Origin of the sequence: Sulfurimonas sp., assembly GCF_023229105.1 — a bacterium.
Taxonomy (GTDB): domain Bacteria; phylum Campylobacterota; class Campylobacteria; order Campylobacterales; family Sulfurimonadaceae; genus Sulfurimonas.
The window spans coordinates 16,964-35,994 of the sequence record NZ_JALNZY010000015.1 but is presented as its reverse complement, the minus strand read 5'-3'; the positions used below and the strand labels follow the sequence as shown (position 1 = coordinate 35,994).

Below are 19,031 nucleotides of genomic sequence, written 5' to 3'. Positions count from 1 at the left end.
GTATAGTTATATCAGTCTATTTACTTGCTTAGTTTTCAATGATCTCAAACAATTTCAAAAGCTTCAACTCGAAGTCTCTCTACTCCTCTTTTACAAGGTCCCTTTGTTTGTGGAGGGGAATTATAGGCAAATCAAACTTAGTTGTCAATAGTTTTTTAAATGAATTTTAAAACTTTTTTTCAAGTGTTAAGTTTACTGCATTTTTTAATAAATTTCACCAATGCTCTTCTCTCTTAATATATGGCATGTTGCTATTTATTAACTCTTTATGTATAAAATTCTTAAACATACAAATATGTAAATTATTTTGTATTACATATATAAAGGAAAAATATGGGACTTTACAATCGTGATTATGCTAGGGGGAGCGCATCTGCATACAGCACTCAAGCTAGAAGTGATACGCAAATTGTATCTTTTGTAAAAGAGACTTACAAGCTGTTTGCTGCTTCAATGATGGCGGGTGCTGCTGGTGCATACGTTGGCGTACCTATGGCTGGGACTATAGCCGCTAATTTTTTCCCTCTGTTTATTTTGGAAATTGGACTCTTAATTGGGTTGCATTTTGTAAAACATAAGCCGGGTATCAACCTAGCAGTAATGTTTGGCTTTGTGTTTATGACAGGTTTAATGTTGGCACCTCTGCTTTCACATACCCTTGGGATGAACAATGGTGGAACAATTGTCGGGAATGCTTTTGCAATGACATCTCTTGTTTTTGGCACTATGAGCTTTTATGCTATTAAAACAACTAAGGATTTTTCAGGATATGCAAAACCGTTAATGATAGCGCTTGTTGTTATTGTTGCATTTTCTATTATAAATATCTTTTTGGGAAATCCACTAATGGCGATAGCTATCTCTGGAGCAGTTGTTTTACTGTTTAGCATATTAGTTGTTTATGACACTCAAAATATTATTAAAGGTGCGTATGAAACGCCTATCGACGGCGCTATTGCTCTTTATCTAGACTTTTTAAACATATTTACTTCTCTTCTACACCTACTTGGTATATTTGGAAGTGATGACTAATCAATTATCGCCCGAGCTTTATCGGGTGATAGATGCTAACCTAAACCGCCTCAAAGAAGGAATTAGAGTTGTTGAAGATATTGTAAGATATAGAGACAACAATAAAGAACTCTCCTGCAAATTAAAACACTTAAGACACAAAGCAAAAATTCAAGAGACGTTAGAGCTGCTTAAAGAGCGTGATAGTATAAATGATGTGCTTCGTGATACAATTAAGAGTGAGTTAAATCGTTGTGATATCTCCTCAATTATTATTGCCAACTTTAAAAGAGCACAAGAGTCTGCAAGAGTGCTTGAAGAGCTATACAAGCTTTATAGTGCTCAATATAGTGAGAACTTTAAACAGATAAGGTATGAACTTTATGCATTGGAAAAAGCTATTTTAATTGATGCTAGCCAATAGTAAGAGTTTATATTTTGTAGGGGATTTTAAATAAGTTTATACAAAAGAAGTTTAGTATGATTTGGCCTTAAGGCCAAATCTTTAGTGTTCTACTTTATGTTCTGGTAAGCCCATATCAAACTCTAAATATGCTCTTGATATATTTAAAGAGTTTAGTATATCATACATTTTTTTATCTTTAAACTCTTCTAGAGGTACCGCTTCAACGATTCCCGTACTATCAACACCATCATCCATTGCAGCTTGAACTCTATCTCTTGTTAAAGTAAAGTATTGCATAGCTTCATCAGCAGCTGTCTTATCTATAATGAACCCGTGACCTGGAATCATAGTAGTCCAATCTTTTGTATTCATTTTTTCAATAGCAGCTATTTCACCTAATACTGAACCATCTCTATTTGATGTAACTCTACCGTTCATAACTAAATCCCCAGCAAAAATTACTTTCTCTTTTGGCATATATAAGAAGTAATCTGACACGGAGTGTCCATTCCCAACTGGTACGTATTCAAAATCTACTCCGCCAATATTAAACTTGATAGACTCATCGTGCCATTCATCAACTTTAATGATTTTTGTACCCCTAATAGCATTCTCAGATAACACTCTAAACATTCTAGTAATGTCACCTGTATGGTAGTTTTGATTAATAGACTCAGGACCAACAATGTTTGAACCATGCACTTCTTTGTAGTAGTTGTTGCCTAGCCAGTGATCATCATGCTCATGGCTTAAAAGAATAGTTTTTACGGGAAGATCTGCAATCTTGCTCATTGCTGCATATGCTTGTTTTGCATATACATAAGATGCCCCTGTGTCCCATAATACCCAAGTATCTTTAGTCTTGATATAACAGTTATTTGACATGTTGCCACCATTTTCTTTTGTTGGCATTTCAAGTGCTCCAAATAAACACCAAACATTTTCACTAACTTGTTTTGGCTCTAGTTTATAATCAAAATCAGGAGTTTTTGTACTTGTGGCCTGAACAACGTTTTTTGCAGTGCTTTCAGATGCTGCTTCTGATTTAGAAGAGTCTGAAGAACATGCACTCATCAATAGTGATAGCGCAATTGCTGATACCGATAGTGGATTTGTCATTTTTTTTAACATAAATTTCCCTTTTTAAGTTTAATTCTCACAAGAGTAGAGTTGGTGTGTAAAACAACACATCAAATCTACTCTTTGTCTAAATAATCCCTCCAAGTTGGAGGGAAATGGTGAAAATTATTTGATTGCGTCTTTATCGCTTTCAGTTTTACCTTTGTTATCAATAGTTTCGATAACAATTTCATCGCCTTTTTTTGCACCCTTAAAGTTAAACATAAAATAAGGGTTTTTAGATAAAAATGGACCCGTTGATGCTTCCCAAACAATTTTGCCATTTACTTTTGCAGTAACATGAGTAAGAAAATCAACTTCTGTTTTTTTCAATACTGACTCTTCTTTACCTATCATCGGGTTGTCAAGTAAGATTTTAACTTCAACAATGCCTTTTTTTTCTTTTGCTTTTATTTTCATAATATAATCCTTTTTATTTATTTTTATTTATACACATAGTTTGTTTAGGCTGAAATCAACCTCCACAACCACCGATAGAAACTTCGACTTTTTGTACTGCCGAATATAATTTGCCATCTCTGCCCTTTGCAACAACAGTTACGTTAGCAGTTTTTCTCATCTTTATTTTAGTCATAAGATCAGCAACACCATTTTCCGGTAGTTCAAATACTACAACAGCACTTCTTGGGTTTGCATCTTGAAATAAAGCAACAGTAGCTAAATCTAAATTAGATTTAATACCGATTGGCACTGCGCCACCATTTTCTGCTAGTTTAGGAGCTTTAATCTCAATTTGTCCATCTATCATAGCTGCTGAACCAAATAATGCCTCTATAGCTTCTTTAGAGCTAGGAGCTTCCCAAGCTTTAGGAGCTGTCGTTCTAAAATCCGTAGCACTTAAGCTAGCCGGTAAAACTGATGCCACAGCTGCTGCTGTTGCGCTTAAACTTAAAAATTTTCTTCTTTGCATTTTTTTTCCTTTATATAGTGTAGTAGATCCAGTAAATCTTACTTGCTGGATTCTACCATAAATTTAACAATATCTTTGACTTGTTCGTCACTTAAATCCATAGCGCCGCCCTTTGGAGGCATGCCACCAATACCGTTTATAGCGTTGTGATTAACTCTATCTAACCCTTGTTCCATCACTGTAGCCCAAGCATTTTTATTTCCAAGAGCGGGTGCTCCCATGTTGTCAGTTTTATGACAAACAGAACAAGACTTCTCGTACATCTTTTCAGCTTCTGAAACAGGTTTTGCATTTGGATCTACTTTTGGAAGGTCTCTTACAGTAGAGTACGCAGGTACAACAGCTGTAATCTCATTTCCAATTTTCGAAACAGTCTCTTTACCACAATTAGTCATACAACGTGTTCCAACTGCACCGAAATTTTTAGGTTCAGCAAAAAATGCTCTTACATTTTCAACACCGTTTGCTCCGTCTATATCAGGGTAAAAACCATTACGGTTTGGCATTACAATCTTTTTGAAGTTATCTTGATTTAACTCTTCAATATCTTCGCCTTCCATTTTTACACCATTTTCAGCGAGTAAATATGCAGTCATAGCATACATTTCATTCGGTGTATAACTTTTTGGGTTCGCATACGGCATAGCGTCACGGATATACCAAATAAGAGTGCTTGCTTGTGGCCAGTATGAACCAATTGTTCTATTTGGAGCATCTTTGCCTGGGCAAGTTCTTTGATTTTTAAGTGAAGCAATAGATCCGCCCGTCAACGTTGGATAGCCTTTACCGCCTGCACCAAACTCACCGTGACAAACTGCACAATCCTTATCGTATAGCTCTTCCCCCTCTCCTACTGTACCGGAACCTATAGGCAATCCTGTGCCATCAGGCATAATATCAGTGTCCCAAGCTTTTAGCTCATTTGGAGTTGGAGCTCTACCAAAATTAACACCTGTTGTCGGCTGCTCGTTTATATGGTATGCAGTATATTTGCCATTTTCTCTTTTATACGTAACACCTCCATCTATAGCATCTTTGACTGGATTATAAGCACTTGTAGCAGTTCCATCTTTTGTCAAAGATTTTTCAGCAGTTTTATTTACGCCTGTATTTGAAGCAAAACAGCCTGTAAAAAACAGTGCGCTACTTGCAACTGCCGAAATGCCTAAAATAATTAATTTACTATTTAATTTCATCATAATCTACTCCCCCCTACTTTGGACAGTTATCTGTTCTAACTTGAACATTGTGAACTGAACCATCTTGTCTAACTTCCCAAGTACAAATTGAGTTTCTATGATAAACGCCCTCTACCCCTATAATCTCTTTTTCTTGCGAAACTGAAGGTTGAACAAAGCCAGCATCATCCATAGCACGAGATTGAATTAACAAAGGCTTGCCTTCATATTTGTACATATATGAGAATCTTGTCCATGATTTAGGAAGAACCAAACCTTTGAGTTTTGCCTCAACATAATTATCGCCGCCATCAAATGATATATCTACAGCCGCAATAGTTCCGTGACCGCTCCAAGCAATACCCTCAACCTCTACAATATCACCTTTTTTAAGGTCAGACCATGGTTTCTCAGGACAAGGAGTTGTAATAATTGAGTTAACCTCTAATGGATAGAAGTGCTGAATTGCTTTACCGCTAGCGGTAAGCACTGTATATTTAGAAGTCTCTTCTTTGCAGTACCATGGCTCTGCACCGAACTCTAAGCGTTTTAGCCATTTTACACATAAGTTTGCTTCCCAACCCGGCAACATTAGACGAACAGGATATCCTTGTTCAGGTCTAAGCGCTTCGCCGTTTTGTGCCCAAACAATCATTGCATCATCTAGAACTTTCTCAACTGGAATTGTTCTGCTCATCTCTGAACCATCCGAACCCTCTGCTAGCATCCACTTTGCAGTAGGCTTTAGACCGATTTCATCAAGAATAGTTTTTAAGCGAACGCCCGTCCACTCAGCATTACTCATCATACCTTTTACAAACTGTAAGGAGTTGAATTGAGGACCTTTCCACTCAGCCGCACCGTTAGCAGGGCACTCTAAAAAAAGGAGTCTGCTCTCAGCAGGATATCTTTTTAACTGCTCAAGAGTTAAAACGATAGGCTTCTCAACAAGACCATGAATCATAAGTCTAAACTTATTTGGATCTACATGAGCAACGCCGTTATGCGTTCTTGTAAAATGCAAACCGTTTGGCGTAATAATGCCCTCTAGTTCATGTATAGGCGTCATTGAGACCGCAGCATGCATGTCTCCCGCAGACGAAAGAAGCGCCGATGTTCTTCTTACAACATTATGCTCATAAGCAGACGGGATACCGTATGGATGTTTATTAAGCTCATCACCTAAACTTGTTCCCCACTCAACATGATGAATAATATTTTCATCATCAGCCAATAATTTAGCCGGTGTTAAGATGCTTGTAGCTGCAATTGCGCTTACAGAATAAGCAGCAGTTCTTTTGAAGAAATCTCTTCTACTTGATTGCTCTACGCTGTTTGTAGTAGTTTCTAAGTTATTTTCAGAAATTTTACTCATTTTTCATCTACCTCCTTCTCTTTAATCTTGTAGATTTTATAGTATACACAGTACATTTTTTATGCATAGTACAAAATGCAAGACGGAGATTATATATGAAATTAAATTGAATTGTCAAGGAATAATATCAATAATGTAATAATTTTCTCACATTTTAATATTTATACTCAATCTTTATACTCAAAAACTATGCTAGAATTTTACAGATATAAAATATAACTATAAAATATGCAAAAAAGGTATCGTGTCATGGCAAATAAAAATGTCGGAAGAGTTTTAGAGCTTTTCATCTCTACTAAAGAGAGTTCAAAAAGAGTTAACAAACCAATTCTCAAAGTAGATGAGTTTGGAGTTCTTGAAGATAAGTTTTACAACAAGCAGATTAATCGTTCAGTTTTAATTACGTCAATTCATAGCTACGAGTTGATTAAAAGTTATGAAATAGATATGCCGCTTGGATCTTTGGGTGAAAATATCTTTATCGATTACAACCCTTACAATTTACCTATTGGCACACAACTAAAAATCGGCAACACGCTCTTAGAAATAAGTCAAAACTGCACAATTTGCACACATCTCTCAGCAATAGATACAAGAATACCTAAACTTATAAAAAATTACAGAGGAATTTTTGCAAAGGTAATTAAAGGCGGAGAGATATTAAAAGAAGATTTTGTTTACATATTAGAAGAGTAGATAAAAGCTACCTCAAACTCCAAATAACTTAGAGGGTACTCACGCAGAAGTTTTTTACTCTCTTTGTAGTTCAATATTTTCCTTGACCCGCTAACACCGCTTCTTTTTATATACTTAAACATCTCTCTTGTAGATGCAAACTCAAGCTTATATTTTACAACCTCAAATTCTGCATCAAAATACTTTTTTTGAAGCACATCCACTTCTTCTGCACTTTTTAGTATAGAGCTAATAGATGCTGTTTCATTTATAGTTTTAAAAGTATTTGATGTAAATATAGCCAGAGCAACGGGGGCGTTTAAGTTCTTAATCCTGCCAAAGACTCTCTCTAAATCATCAGCCCACTGCAAAGCTGATGCTGAAAAAATAAAATCATATATATATGTAAGCTTATTTTCAAAAAGTCCATCCTCATTAAAGTCTGCGTTGATAAGCTCTATCTTTGATGATTTTGGATGCAGCTCTAACATACCCTCTGCAAAATCGACTCCGCTAAAGTGTTCATACTCCCACTCAATTGCCCTGCAGAGGTTTCCGCTTCCGCATCCTAAATCTAAAATATTTTTTGGTTTTTGCTTTACATGGCTTAAAAGTTTTTCAATAACCTTGTTTTGTATCACATTGTAACTATTGTAGCAGGATGCATATTTTGAAAATTCGGAGCTTACTTTCATCTTTTCTTGGCAATCAAGATATTTGTATAAAGAGATAAATTTGTTATAAACAGCACAGTTAAAGCTCTGAAAATCCCATTTTTAAAGCTCATTAATATCCCTAATTTTTTTTGAAATTATAGCTTGTTTTGCAACAATTTGTTTTTTTGGGTATAATTCGCAACTTTTAAAACTCAGGATACATATAATGACAGCCAATTTTCTCTTTGTTGTTCAAATAATTTTAGTTGTAATGCTTGTAATAGCAGTACTATTACAAAAAAGCTCAAGCATAGGTCTTGGAGCATACAGCGGTTCAAATGATTCTGTTTTTGGGGCAAAAGGTCCGGCAAGCTTTTTAGCAAAAACAACCTTTACGATAGGTTTTTTATTTGTTGTAAATACAATTGCCCTCGGCTACATGTACTCATCGGCTTCGACTAAATCTGTTATGGATAACCTAGTCGAATCAACTGATGTCAGGGCACCTTCTGCTGCTACTATACCACCCGCACAGAGTGAAACAACACCTTCAAAATAGTTGCAATTTTTGCAACTACCCTCTTTTAAAATCTTTTTTTTAGCCTTTTCTCGCTACAATGGCGCCACTATTTTTCATACATAAGGAAACTAAATGCTAAATGAAATATTCAACACATGCGAGTCAGAGATGCGAGCAAGCGTAAATCACATGCTAAAAGATTTCAAGACACTAAGAACAGGCAAAGTAACCACATCTGTTTTGGATAATATCAGAATTGACTACTATGGAACCATGACTGCACTTGATCAAGTCGGCTCTATTTTGGTAGCGGATGCAACTACAATCATTATAAATGCATGGGAAAAAAATCTTCTTTCTGCAATCGAGAGTGCTATATCAAAAGCAAATATCGGAGCAACTCCAAACAATGACGGTGTACAAATAAAACTCTTTTTTCCTGCCATGACGGTTGAGCAGAGACAAGAGTCTGCAAAGCAGATGAAGGGCATGGGAGAGAATGCAAAAGTTGTTATTAGAAATGACAGAAAACATGCAAACGACAAAATTAAAAAGCTTGAGAAAGACAAAGAAATAACTATTGATGAGTCGAAATCCGCTCAAGATACTATACAAAAAACTACAGATAAATATATCTCAGAAATTGATAGTATTCTTAAAACAAAAGAAGCAGAAATACTAAAGGTATAGTTTAGATGGATATTAAAAAAATATATATGGATTCAGATGCTCTTTTAGAGGGGCATTTTAAACTAAGTAGTGGTAATCATTCACAATTTTATCTACAATCAGCAAAAGTTTTAGAAAATCCAAAAACTGCAAAATTTCTAGCAGATGCTCTAGCACGAGAGATTAAAAAAAGCGGCTTACAAGTAGATGCTGTCTGCGCTCCCGCTCTTGGCGGTTTAATTGCCGGGTTTGCACTGGCAACTGCACTTGATGTTCGCTCTATCTTTGCCGAGAGGGTAGATGGAAAAATGAGCATTCGCCGCGGCTTTGAGATAAAAAAGGGCGAGAGAGTTTTAATGTGTGAGGATGTCATCACAACCGGTGGTTCCGCTATGGAAGCCGCAGAAGCCATAAAGAGCCTCGGCGGGGAGATAGTAGGCGTTGCGGCATTAGCAAATCGCGGTTTTTGTAAACGCGAAAATAGTAACGTTACCACAAAATCAAACTGCAAGCTGCCGCAAGATATTCCATTTTTTGCACTTGCTGATTTTACATTTGAGATGTATACACCTGATGCATGTCCGCTTTGTAAAGAAGGAAGTGAAGCTATAAAGCCAGGCTCAAGAGAAAACTAAGATTTCTAAAAGGCTTTTTAAAGGTAGTTCTGTGAGACTCATTGCCATTTTTTTCGCACTTTTGCTCTTGATGCAAGGTGCACACGCTTCTAGTGACCTACCAAATGATGCTATGCTAAAGAAGATGATTGGCAGAATGCTTATCGTCGGTTTTGAGGGCGAATCTCTAACTAAAAAGAGCGTGATTGTCAAATATTTGCAAGAGTATACACTCGGTGGTGTTATCCTTTTTGACCGCCACTTTGACGACAGAGCTAAAACAAAAAATATACGCTCGCCAAAACAGTTAAAAACTCTTACCTCATCACTCAAATCATTCGCCTATAAACCGCTTCTTATTTCAGTTGACCAAGAAGGGGGAAAAGTTGCAAGACTCAAGCCTGCTTATGGATTTGAGGCCACACCCTCTGCCAAAGTAGTCTCAGAGATGGATGCCTACATGGCAAAACATGTCTATGACAACCTCGCAAAAACACTCAAAGATGCAGGCATCAACTGCAACTTCGCGCCGGTAGTTGATTTAACGATAAATCCTAAAAATAGGGTTATAGCAGGGCTAAAACGCTCCTACTCAAGCGAACCTAAAGAGGTTATAAAATATGCAAAAATTTTTATGAATTCACTAAGGGATAAAAACATTATCAGTGTCATAAAACATTTTCCCGGGCATGGCTCCTCGCTTGAAGATTCACACAATGGATTTGTAGATATCAGCGAAACATGGAGCGAGTCTGAACTAGAGCCATACATAGAGCTTATACATTCAGGGGATGCCAACATGATAATGACAGCGCATGTCTTTAATGAGAATCTTGATGAGCTCTACCCGGCAACGCTCTCATACAAAGTAAATACAGAATTACTGCGAGATAAGTTAGGTTACAACGGGGTAATAGTGAGTGATGATTTGCAGATGGGAGCAATTGCAAAACATTATACTCTTGAGCAAATTGTAACTTTAAGTATAAACTCAGGGGTGGACATGCTGCTCTTTGGTAACCAACTCTCATATCAAGATACTGATGTGCTCATTAGCACAATTTTGGCTCAGATAAAAAACGGTTCTATCCCTTTAGAGAGGATTTTGGAGTCAAACAAAAGAGTAGAGCGTTTGTTCGCTAATATAAAAACAGAATAATGCAGAGTGCTTTTTCAACCCTTGATTGGCTGGTATTTATCTCCTATTTTCTTCTGCTTGGCATAACGTCCATTATCTTAAGCCGAACCAAAATCAACTCTTCACGAGACTACTTTTTATCTCCAAACACAATGCCTATGTTTGCCGTAGCAATGTCTGTTTTGGCGACTTCACAATCAGCCGCTACTTTTTTGGGTGCTCCCGAATACTCCTTTGTGCATGATTTTACATTTATAGGGTTTTATCTCTCTGCGCTTTTGGCAGTTATTTTTGTAGCTTATGTTTTAGTTCCTAAATATTACGAAATAAAAGCAGTTACAGTATATGAACTCCTAGAAGCCAGATATGGGCAAAGCGCGAAAAAGCAGGCGGGAGTTATGTTTATCATCGGGCGAGTGCTTGCAAGCGGAGCGAGACTCTACATAGGGGCACTCGCTATCTCCATGATTCTCTTTAGCGATATACTCTTTTTTCATGTTGCTCTCTCCATCTTAATTTTAATGCTAGGAGCACTTGCATACACCTACTTTGGCGGTGTTCGTTCTGTTATCTTAAGCGATGTTATTCAAGCCGTGACATACATCGGAGCCGGCATCGCTGTTCTTGTCTATCTCTATATCTCGCTGGAAAATATAGAGATATTCAAAACACTTAGCCAACACAACAAACTCAACTTTTTAGACACCTCTCTTGATGGTAACTTTAGCATTATCGGACTACTTGGCGGCTGGCTACTTCTAAACATTGCCGCTTTTGGGCTTGATCAGGATATGACGCAAAGAGTATTGGCATGCAAAGATAAAAAGGAGGCGGCGAAATCGCTTATCATCTCCATTTTGCTCACTATGCCTGTTGTGCTTCTCTTTCTGGCAATCGGAGCACTTCTGTACCTATTTTACATGCAAAGCAACGTAACACAGAGTTTTGAGGGCGAAAAAATTACGATTTTTATGTACTACATACTAAACGAGATGCCTGAGGGGCTAAAAGGATTTGTTACCGTCGGGGCGATTGCCGCCGCACTCTCTAGCGCGAACTCCGTCCTTAGCGCCATGGCATCAGTTGCAATTGAGGACCTCTATCGTCCATGGAGATTAAAACGAGCCGAGGTAGAGGAGTACCATTTTGTAAAAGCTTCACGATTTGCGGTACTGTTTTTTGCAGTTGTTCTATCCCTTATGGCAATGCTGAGCTACTTCTGGCAACGCTACAGCGACCTCTCACTTATCAGCTTTGCGCTTGGCGTTATGGCATTTGCATATACAGGGCTTTTGGGTGTATACTTCTCGGCACTATTTACATCACGCGGAAATAAAGATAGTGTTTTATGGGGACTTGTCGGCGGATTTGTAACAGTTTTAGCGCTTCAACCATACAGTTTTGGAGTAGAACTTGGATTTTCATGGCAGATGGTTATTGGCACCGCGGCAGCGTTTGCAATCGTTCAGCTAGGAGGAGTAAAAAGTGAGTGAATTTTATATAGGCGTAATGTCCGGAACGAGCCTTGATGGCATTGATATTGCTTACTGCGAAATCAAACAACAGAGTTTTGAGCTTTTGTGCTCGGGGGCATATTCGTTTGACAAAGAGGTAAAAAAAGAGGTTTTAAAAGCCATAAATGCTCCGACAACGCTTAAAAAAATCGGCGAACTTGATATGCGCTTGGGTAAAATGTACGCTGATGCACTGGAGCGTTTTATATCTGAAAAAAAGATAGATAAAAAGCAGATAACGGCTATCGGTCTGCATGGGCAGACGCTCTGGCATAATCCTGATAGTGACCACCCTTTCTCTATGCAGCTGGGCGATTCAAACATTATAACGGCGCTAACGGGTGTTCGTGTCGTTAGTGATTTTAGACGAAAGGATATAGCATTGGGCGGGCAAGGCGCTCCTTTTGCACCCGCTTTTCACCAATATGTTTTTTCAAGACTAAAAGCTAAAATCGCTGTTGTAAATATCGGTGGGATGGCAAATTTATCTATTTTGGGAGAAAATCTTACAGGGTATGATACCGGATGCGGGAATGTTCTTATGGATTACTGGGTTTCACTCCACAATAGCGCAACGTTCGATGAGGATGGAAGATGGGCAAAATCCGGAACTCCAAACAACGAACTGCTACAGCAGATGCTTAGTGAGCCATATTTCTCAAAAAAAGCTCCAAAAAGCACAGGACGTGAACTTTTTAACAAAACATGGCTTGAGAGGCAGCTTGAGATTTTCATGCAGAAAAAAGGCGGCACTCTACATATAAAAAACAGAGATATGCAGGCAACACTTTTGGAGCTAACAGTTTCAAGCATCGCAAATGAGGTCAGAAAAAACGAAGTAACTTTACTTATAGTATGCGGCGGCGGTGTCAAAAACGGCTATCTAATGCAGAGGCTAGCAGATGAACTTAGAGGAGTTGAAGTGGCATCAAGCGATGAGTGCGGGGTAAGTAGCAAGTTTATGGAGGCTATGGCTTTTGCATGGCTCGCACATGAGAGAGTGCACAAAAATTGTGTTAAACTATCCTCCGTTACTGGAGCGTCAAAAGATTCTTTATTGGGTGCTATTTATGAGTAAAACACAGTCATGGTTAAAAACAACTACTTTTAAAAACTATATCATTGAGTCTGCCTTAGCTGATGCAAGTTTTAGAAAATATTACAGACTGCGAGATGGAAACAAAACAGCAATATTGATGGACTCTTCTCTTGAGAAAGAGTCCTTAAAATCCTTTTTGGATGTCACCTCAAAACTGCAAAATGCAGATGTCGGCGTACCTAAAATATTTGAACAAAATATACAAGACGGCTACTTGATACTTGAAGATTTTGGAACAAAACACTATCTGGATATTTTAAATCAAAACAACTTTAAAGCATACTACACAAAAGCTATCAATACTATTTTGAAGATGCAAAAAGCAAGTGTGAAAGGGCTCCGCGTTTACAATAAAGAGTTTTTGGATTTTGAGATGAGCTTGATGCAGGAGTGGTATATTGAAAAATATCTACAAGTAAAACTAACTCTGGCACAAAAAAAGCTCCTAGAAGAGACCCTTAATACTATCTCAAACACTGTTCTTGAGCAGCCTCAAGATATATTTGTGCATCGTGACTTTCACTCAAGAAACATCATGCTAAAAGAGAATAACAAAATTGGTCTGATTGATTATCAAGATGCCATGAATGGCGCAATTACCTATGACTTAGTTTCACTCTTAAAAGATTGCTACGTCGCCTATGATAGAAGAAGCATCAAGGAGTTGGCACTGGAATTTCGTGATAAAAAAGGATTAAAAGTGGATAATGAAACATTTATAAAATGGTTTGATTTTATGGGGCTTCAAAGACACATAAAGGTGCTTGGGGTCTTCTCTCGTCTTCATATTCGCGATAAAAAAGAGAGTTTTTTAAAAGATATACCGCTAACTCTTAAGTATGTTATAGATACAGCAAATAGATATAACCAAACGCAAGAGCTTGCAAAATTTCTAAGCGGTCTTAAATGAAAGCCATGATTTTAGCGGCAGGACGCGGAGAGAGAATGCGCCCACTTACGGATAAAACTCCAAAAGCACTTTTAAAAGTTCACGGTAAAAGTCTTATTGTTTGGCATATAGAGAGGCTCACTTCCCTCGGATTTAGCGAAATAGTAATAAACATAGACTATCTCGGAGACATGATAGAGAAGAGTTTGGGCGATGGCTCAAAGTGGGGAGTCAATCTACTCTACTCTGATGAGAGACAAAGCGGTGCCCTTGAGAGTGCAGGCGGCATCATAAACGCACTTCCCCTTATCCAGAGCGACACCTTCTTGGTGGTAAATAGCGATATCTGGTGCGACTATGAGTTTGAAACAAGCTTTAATTTAAATGGCGACTTGGCGCATCTTATTTTAGTTCCAAACCCTCAGCATAATCCTGATGGAGACTTTGCGTTACACAAAAATAGAGTGAGCAACGATATAAAAAGAAGATTTACATTTTCAGGTATTGGATACTACTCTGCAAAACTCTTTGAAGGCTTAGAGTGTAAAAAAATGCCTCTTGCTCCCCTGCTTAGAGAAGCGGTAAAAAATGGCAATGTCGGCGGTTCACTCTATGAAGGCAAGTGGCACGATATAGGCACGCCTCAAAGGTTAAAAGAGATAAACGCTACTTCTGCATAAACTGCCCGCACCCTTTTGTCTCTGTTCCCTTAAAGGTTTTATAATCTTTATTGCCGTCTAAATATGATTGGTATCTTGCGCACTCATCACTTTTCATACATATCTTGTTGTTACAAGCCTTATCTACTTCCATTTCTATTCCTATTTTGTAATATTTTTTGAAATTATAACAAATCTTCTTACTGCTTAAAATTATTTTTATAGAAGATGTTATACTAGGGTTAATAAAATCTAAAAAGAGTTTCTGATGCCTAAAATATTTTTCACACTTTTGTTCTCTACCCTCCTTTTTGCCAAACATGACAACTGCGAATTTAAAAACAGAGACTACACCGATATATGTAACAAGGTCGTAAAAAACGGCGTATCATACAAGTATGCAAACAAATTTTTACTCTCCTACTTTAAAACGCAGAAGTTTGATGAGGTAAGCTATAAATATCTACAACCAAAATATATTCAAACTCATAAAAAAAATGAGAAAAAAGCAAATAACGTGCTTGTAAAATATGTGCCGGATATGATTGAGCATCTAAAAGAGTATGCTGAAGTTTATGACTTTACAGAACAAAAATATGGCGTAAATCGTGAAATAATAGCCGCTATCTTAATCAAAGAGACAAAACTTGGAAAGATAAAACCTACTCATGATGCGTTTATTGTCTTTAACACTTTAGTGCTAAGAACAGAGCCAAACACACCCAGAGAGAAGTGGCTTATATCCATGGGCAAAACAAACATGGCTTCTATCATCACTTACTGTTACAAAAAAGGGGTAAGCCCAGAAGAGTGCAACCTGCCAAGTTCTTATGCCGGAGCCGTCGGAATTCCCCAGTTTATGCCCAACAGTTTTGTTTATGCTCAGGGGTATAAAAGTGAAATTGCAGATTTAACAAAGATGGAAGATGCTATTGTATCTGCTAGTAAATTTTTACATGAAAAGGCTGATTTTTCTGAGCTTATAGACTGGAGAAAAATACCAGATATTGTAAGTATCGAATCAACATGGTATGACTATGAGTTTCTAAATGAGAACGCTTCGCTGGTTTATGAGCAAAATTCAAAATCGCAAAAAAAATATGACTGCTTTACCTGCGACAAGCAAGAGCTTTCATATTTAAGAGAGTATGCAAAAAGAATCATGCGTTATAATAACTCCTCAAACTACGCCATAGGCGTGATGCGCTTAGCCTATGATGCTCACTTGGGACTAAAATAAAAAGCGCTTTTACCTACTTTTTTCTTGGGTCTTTAAAGTATAAATTACACCAACCATTTGGGCTTATAGAGCCTTCAATTATTTTACACTCATTTGTATCTGGAAGAAAATGCAAGCAATCAGCACATATATTGCCATCTTTTGGGCTCTCTTGATACGCTGTCTTCTCTTTTGTTGTTTTAGCATGCAACGCAGTAGCACTCCATGTAACAAAACCCATAATAACCATATATTTAAAAAACACTCTTCTTGGTGAAACTCTCATAGTTATATCCTCACATTATCTTTAATTTTTACTTCACTGCAAATATTCTATTGCAGATGGTCTTAAATTATAATTTATTATAATTGATACCTTTTTTACCAAAAGTTACTTAAATTAAAAACCTTTCTTTTACAGCGGCTTTGTAAATATGTCGGCTTTTAGAGTGTGTGATTCTTTTGATTTTAAAACCCTTGCATCAGCAAAAGCATTTGATGTCTCTATGCAGAGCATACTCTTATAAGCATCCTCTTTCATGGCGCTCATTCTTTTGGTTTTTTCAATCCACGGGTTCCAGACAACAACAGAAGAGGAGCCTCTGCTTTTTATATAAACCTCTCTATTTCTGTCGCTTAATACTATTTCGCCATCTACTTCTTGATAGACTCTATCGACCTCTTGATTGAAAGTTACATCGCCTGTTTGGATCTCATGATTCCATGTCAGTGCGTCCAAATATGGTTTTTTGTCTAGCCCTTTTACAGTTACTTCACAGATATCTAAAACACCAAAATAGGTATGGAGTGCTTGAGATATTTTAAAAGATTTTTCATCTTTGTTTGTAGTTTTAAGCTTTATTGTCAATCTCTTAGAGATTATCACATGTAGCTCTAGTTCAAATTTGTATGGCCACATTTTTAACGTCTCTTCGTTGTGAGTCATCCTAAGGATCAAAGCTGCTGTCTGCTTATCTACCTCCTCGCTAGAGATAAACTGCCATATAGAGGTTCTTGCAAAGCCGTGCTGAGGCAGAGATTTGTCCTCATTAAATCCAAACCAAGGCCAGCAAATTGGGATACCGCCGCGAATCGCTTTTTTATACTCAAAGTCACTAACCTCACTAAGCCATAGAATTGGCTCCTCGCCAACTCTTGCATAATGAAAAAGATGCGCCCCTTGAAGTGCTATTTTTGCCTCTGTGGTGCTATTTTTTATCTCTATATATTCAAAGCCGTTTGGCAATTTTTTATGCGCAATCACAACTCATCCCAAGATTTTATTTTATACCATTTCAGTGCGTAAAGGAGTATAAAAATATAGCAGATTATTCCTATGAGGTAAGTCGATTGCATATCTCCGCTGACATGGGAGATTTTTCCAAAGATGAGTGGAAGGATTGCCCCACCTGCTATGGCCATAATCAAAAGAGCGCTCCCTTGCGCAGTACGCTCTCCCAAACCCTCTAATGCAAGTGGCCAGATACTCGGCCACACTAGAGCATTTGCAAATCCTAAAAGCGCCACAAACATTACTGTATTTGGAAGTGTTCTGATGCCGCTCCATCCCCATAAAACCTCAGATATATCGTGACTCTGCGAGGACACTACAACCCCTGTTAAAAAAAGTATTCCAAGAAGTGCGGAGCCTGTAAGTGCTTCTTTTTGCGAAAGATACTTTGGTATAAAAGCAACCCCGACTGCATAGCCAAGCACCATAAAGAACATTACATAAGAGGTTAAAGCAGTTACATTTGTCAAACCTAGATGCTGACCGTAAAGCCCGATGGTGTCCCCCGCTATTACCTCTATACCGACATAAAAAAAGAGGGCGGCTGCACCCAAAACAACACGAGGGAATGCAAAGATACTCTTTTGCTCCTGCATCTCATCTCTTTCAAACTCAAGCTCTGGAAGCTTAGAGAACTTCACAAGAGCAATAAGAGCACAAAGCAGTGCTGCCATGACTATATAAGGAACTATAAGCTTTGAGGCAAGCTCCTCTTTTGATTCAACGGATAAATTTTCTAAAGAGCCTATATCTGAGAGTATAAAGGCTGTAAAAAGAAGAGGAGCTATAACTCCTGCACCCTTATTTATAAGTCCCATAATACTTATACGCATAGCCGCGCTCTCGATTGGTCCTATACACACTATGTATGGGTTTGAGGCTGTTTGTAAAATAGTAAGGCCTGATCCAAGTGTAAAAAGAGCTAGCAAAAAGAGCAAAAAACTAGCACTCTGTGCCGCTGGGATAAACAGAAGGCTCCCTACTGCCATTATCGCCAAACCTAGTGCCATAGAATTTTTGTAACCCGTTTTTTCTATCACATAAGACATCGGTAAAGCCATAAATGTATAAGCTATGTAAAAGACAAAGGTTACAAAAAGAGCTTCAAACTCATTAAGGTCGCAGATGACTTTTAAAAACGGGATAAGCGAGCCGTTAAGCCATGTAACAAATCCGAATATAAAAAATAAGATGGCAATGATAACCATTGGAAGCAGTGAGGTTTTGCTAGACATTTTTCAGATTCATAAGATAGTTTGCAACCGCATCTTCGTCATTTGTATGAGGAAGAACTATCTTTGCCGCCTTTTTGACGCTCTCTTGCGCATTGGCAACCGCAACCGATGTTTCGGCCAACTCAAACATGCCGATATCATTAAGGTTATCTCCAAATACAGTCAGTTTTTGAAGATCAAAATCCATAGCTTCGCTCACACTTCGTATGCCATGCGACTTGTCTGCATCTTTTTGAAGCAGAGTTAAAAAGTAGCAACCGACATAAGCTTCCGGAGCTAATATATACTTTAGCGTATCTCCAAAAATCCCCTTAAGATGCTGTGCAACTCTTCGAAGAAGCTCTTCTTCACCAAAATAGACTATCTTAAAATTGTCATTCATTGCACGAAGATTTTTCTCTTGATGATGATGTTCATCTTTTTTATAGTTTTTAAGAACCTCTTTTTGATGCATGTTTAAAACGCTAGAGTAGGAGAATGCTTCGCTTAGATTGGTATCCGCCAAGGAGAGGACAAAGGGATAGATGCCAAATTTTGCGCCCTCGTCTATGATTGCGTCTCCTACCTCTTTGTTTATAAATTTTGTATCAATTATTTTTTTCTCTATCGTTGCTATCAAAGCGCCATCAAGAAGTATCATGGGAGCGTTAATATCTACATTTTTTAAAAATTGTGTCGTCTTCTTATATGTTCTAGCGGTTGCTATGCTAAGGATAGAGTGGGCTGAAAAACCGTTCCACATCTCTTTTGTAAATTCACTTACACTTAAATCTGTTCGCAAAAAGGTGTGGTCCAAATCGGTAATATATACATTTTTCATCTTATTAGTACCC

General features: G+C 37.7%; 23 protein-coding genes. 12 read left to right on the top strand and 11 right to left on the bottom strand.

All coding sequences use genetic code 11. From position 1 onward, the window contains the following. The first annotated feature begins 333 nt into the window (after window positions 1–333). Window positions 334–1,032 carry a Bax inhibitor-1/YccA family protein gene (locus M0Q17_RS03620; protein ID WP_295083383.1) on the top strand — a complete coding sequence of 233 codons (699 nt, stop codon included), beginning with the start codon at window positions 334–336 and terminating at the stop codon, window positions 1,030–1,032. Beyond that, complete coding sequence (locus tag M0Q17_RS03615; RefSeq protein ID WP_295083381.1) at window positions 1,025–1,435, top strand: thiamine-phosphate pyrophosphorylase; 411 nt, start codon at window positions 1,025–1,027, stop codon at window positions 1,433–1,435. Before M0Q17_RS03620 ends, M0Q17_RS03615 begins: the two co-directional genes overlap by 8 nt. Window positions 1,436–1,516: 81 nt before the next feature. Here M0Q17_RS03615 and M0Q17_RS03610 read toward each other — a convergent pair whose 3' ends face one another. The 5 genes from M0Q17_RS03610 to soxC all read right to left on the bottom strand — a co-directional run bounded on the left by M0Q17_RS03610 (window position 1,517) and on the right by soxC (window position 6,020). Next, on the bottom strand, window positions 1,517–2,536 hold the full coding sequence (locus tag M0Q17_RS03610; protein ID WP_295083379.1) for an MBL fold metallo-hydrolase: 1,020 nt from the start codon (window positions 2,534–2,536) through the stop codon (window positions 1,517–1,519). Window positions 2,537–2,662: 126 nt separating this feature from the next. After that, on the bottom strand, window positions 2,663–2,956 hold the full coding sequence (gene soxZ, locus M0Q17_RS03605; RefSeq protein ID WP_295083376.1) for a thiosulfate oxidation carrier complex protein SoxZ: 294 nt from the start codon (window positions 2,954–2,956) through the stop codon (window positions 2,663–2,665). A gap of 55 nt (window positions 2,957–3,011) precedes the next feature. Continuing rightward, window positions 3,012–3,467, bottom strand: coding sequence for a thiosulfate oxidation carrier protein SoxY (gene soxY / locus M0Q17_RS03600; RefSeq protein WP_295083374.1), 456 nt, complete (start codon window positions 3,465–3,467; stop codon window positions 3,012–3,014). 38 nt (window positions 3,468–3,505) lie between these two features. Beyond that, a complete protein-coding gene (locus M0Q17_RS03595; RefSeq protein WP_295083372.1) occupies window positions 3,506–4,666 on the bottom strand; it encodes a c-type cytochrome in 1,161 nt (386 codons plus the stop codon). 13 nt (window positions 4,667–4,679) lie between these two features. Beyond that, window positions 4,680–6,020, bottom strand: a complete 1,341-nt coding sequence (gene soxC, locus M0Q17_RS03590; protein WP_295083370.1) for a sulfite dehydrogenase — start codon at window positions 6,018–6,020, stop codon at window positions 4,680–4,682. A 249-nt stretch (window positions 6,021–6,269) separates the two neighbouring features. Here soxC and M0Q17_RS03585 point away from each other — a divergent pair, with 249 nt between their 5' ends. Then, on the top strand, window positions 6,270–6,716 hold the full coding sequence (locus tag M0Q17_RS03585) for an MOSC domain-containing protein (protein ID WP_295083368.1): 447 nt from the start codon (window positions 6,270–6,272) through the stop codon (window positions 6,714–6,716). Here M0Q17_RS03585 and M0Q17_RS03580 read toward each other — a convergent pair. Further along, window positions 6,698–7,390 (bottom strand): methyltransferase domain-containing protein, encoded by a 693-nt coding sequence (locus tag M0Q17_RS03580; protein ID WP_295083366.1) that lies wholly within the window; start codon window positions 7,388–7,390, stop codon window positions 6,698–6,700. The two genes, M0Q17_RS03585 and M0Q17_RS03580, sit on opposite strands and share 19 nt — an antisense overlap. Before the next feature lie 187 nt (window positions 7,391–7,577). On the opposite strand from M0Q17_RS03580, the gene secG reads away from it, so the two are divergent. The 8 genes from secG (at window position 7,578) to murU (ending at window position 14,474) form a co-directional block, all read left to right on the top strand. Then, window positions 7,578–7,910, top strand: coding sequence for a preprotein translocase subunit SecG (gene secG / locus M0Q17_RS03575; protein ID WP_295083365.1), 333 nt, complete (start codon window positions 7,578–7,580; stop codon window positions 7,908–7,910). A 93-nt stretch (window positions 7,911–8,003) separates the two neighbouring features. After that, window positions 8,004–8,561: a ribosome recycling factor gene (gene frr / locus M0Q17_RS03570; protein WP_295083363.1), complete on the top strand. Its 558-nt coding sequence runs from the start codon at window positions 8,004–8,006 to the stop codon at window positions 8,559–8,561. Between the two features lie 5 nt (window positions 8,562–8,566). Further along, the gene (pyrE, locus tag M0Q17_RS03565; protein WP_295083361.1) at window positions 8,567–9,175 is read left to right on the top strand and encodes an orotate phosphoribosyltransferase; all 609 of its coding nucleotides are present in this window, start codon (window positions 8,567–8,569) and stop codon (window positions 9,173–9,175) included. Between the two features lie 31 nt (window positions 9,176–9,206). Next, on the top strand, window positions 9,207–10,313 hold the full coding sequence (locus tag M0Q17_RS03560) for a glycoside hydrolase family 3 N-terminal domain-containing protein (protein WP_295083359.1): 1,107 nt from the start codon (window positions 9,207–9,209) through the stop codon (window positions 10,311–10,313). Then, window positions 10,313–11,785, top strand: a complete 1,473-nt coding sequence (locus M0Q17_RS03555; RefSeq protein ID WP_295083357.1) for a sodium:solute symporter — start codon at window positions 10,313–10,315, stop codon at window positions 11,783–11,785. The genes M0Q17_RS03560 and M0Q17_RS03555 overlap by 1 nt, the downstream gene beginning before the upstream one ends. Continuing rightward, window positions 11,778–12,884 carry an anhydro-N-acetylmuramic acid kinase gene (locus tag M0Q17_RS03550; RefSeq protein ID WP_295083355.1) on the top strand — a complete coding sequence of 369 codons (1,107 nt, stop codon included), beginning with the start codon at window positions 11,778–11,780 and terminating at the stop codon, window positions 12,882–12,884. The genes M0Q17_RS03555 and M0Q17_RS03550 overlap by 8 nt, the downstream gene beginning before the upstream one ends. Beyond that, complete coding sequence (locus M0Q17_RS03545) at window positions 12,877–13,815, top strand: phosphotransferase (RefSeq protein ID WP_295083354.1); 939 nt, start codon at window positions 12,877–12,879, stop codon at window positions 13,813–13,815. The genes M0Q17_RS03550 and M0Q17_RS03545 overlap by 8 nt, the downstream gene beginning before the upstream one ends. Next, entirely contained in the window at window positions 13,812–14,474 is a 663-nt protein-coding gene (gene murU, locus M0Q17_RS03540; protein WP_295083352.1) for an N-acetylmuramate alpha-1-phosphate uridylyltransferase MurU, read from the top strand. The genes M0Q17_RS03545 and murU overlap by 4 nt, the downstream gene beginning before the upstream one ends. Here the strand turns inward: murU and M0Q17_RS03535 are convergent. Next, on the bottom strand, window positions 14,461–14,607 hold the full coding sequence (locus tag M0Q17_RS03535; protein WP_295083350.1) for a hypothetical protein: 147 nt from the start codon (window positions 14,605–14,607) through the stop codon (window positions 14,461–14,463). The genes murU and M0Q17_RS03535 overlap by 14 nt on opposite strands. A gap of 114 nt (window positions 14,608–14,721) precedes the next feature. Between M0Q17_RS03535 and M0Q17_RS03530 the strand changes: the two genes are divergently transcribed. Then, on the top strand, window positions 14,722–15,693 hold the full coding sequence (locus tag M0Q17_RS03530) for a lytic murein transglycosylase (protein ID WP_295083348.1): 972 nt from the start codon (window positions 14,722–14,724) through the stop codon (window positions 15,691–15,693). Window positions 15,694–15,706: 13 nt separating this feature from the next. On the opposite strand, the gene M0Q17_RS03525 is transcribed toward M0Q17_RS03530, so the two are convergent. The 4 genes from M0Q17_RS03525 to M0Q17_RS03510 form a co-directional block, all read right to left on the bottom strand. Continuing rightward, window positions 15,707–15,958: a high-potential iron-sulfur protein gene (locus tag M0Q17_RS03525; protein WP_295083346.1), complete on the bottom strand. Its 252-nt coding sequence runs from the start codon at window positions 15,956–15,958 to the stop codon at window positions 15,707–15,709. A 129-nt stretch (window positions 15,959–16,087) separates the two neighbouring features. Further along, window positions 16,088–16,936: a D-hexose-6-phosphate mutarotase gene (locus M0Q17_RS03520; protein WP_295083344.1), complete on the bottom strand. Its 849-nt coding sequence runs from the start codon at window positions 16,934–16,936 to the stop codon at window positions 16,088–16,090. Next, window positions 16,933–18,198 carry a sugar MFS transporter gene (locus tag M0Q17_RS03515; protein ID WP_295083342.1) on the bottom strand — a complete coding sequence of 422 codons (1,266 nt, stop codon included), beginning with the start codon at window positions 18,196–18,198 and terminating at the stop codon, window positions 16,933–16,935. The genes M0Q17_RS03520 and M0Q17_RS03515 overlap by 4 nt, the downstream gene beginning before the upstream one ends. After that, entirely contained in the window at window positions 18,191–19,018 is an 828-nt protein-coding gene (locus tag M0Q17_RS03510) for an HAD-IIB family hydrolase (protein WP_295083340.1), read from the bottom strand. Before M0Q17_RS03510 ends, M0Q17_RS03515 begins: the two co-directional genes overlap by 8 nt. Window positions 19,019–19,031: the final 13 nt, after the last annotated feature.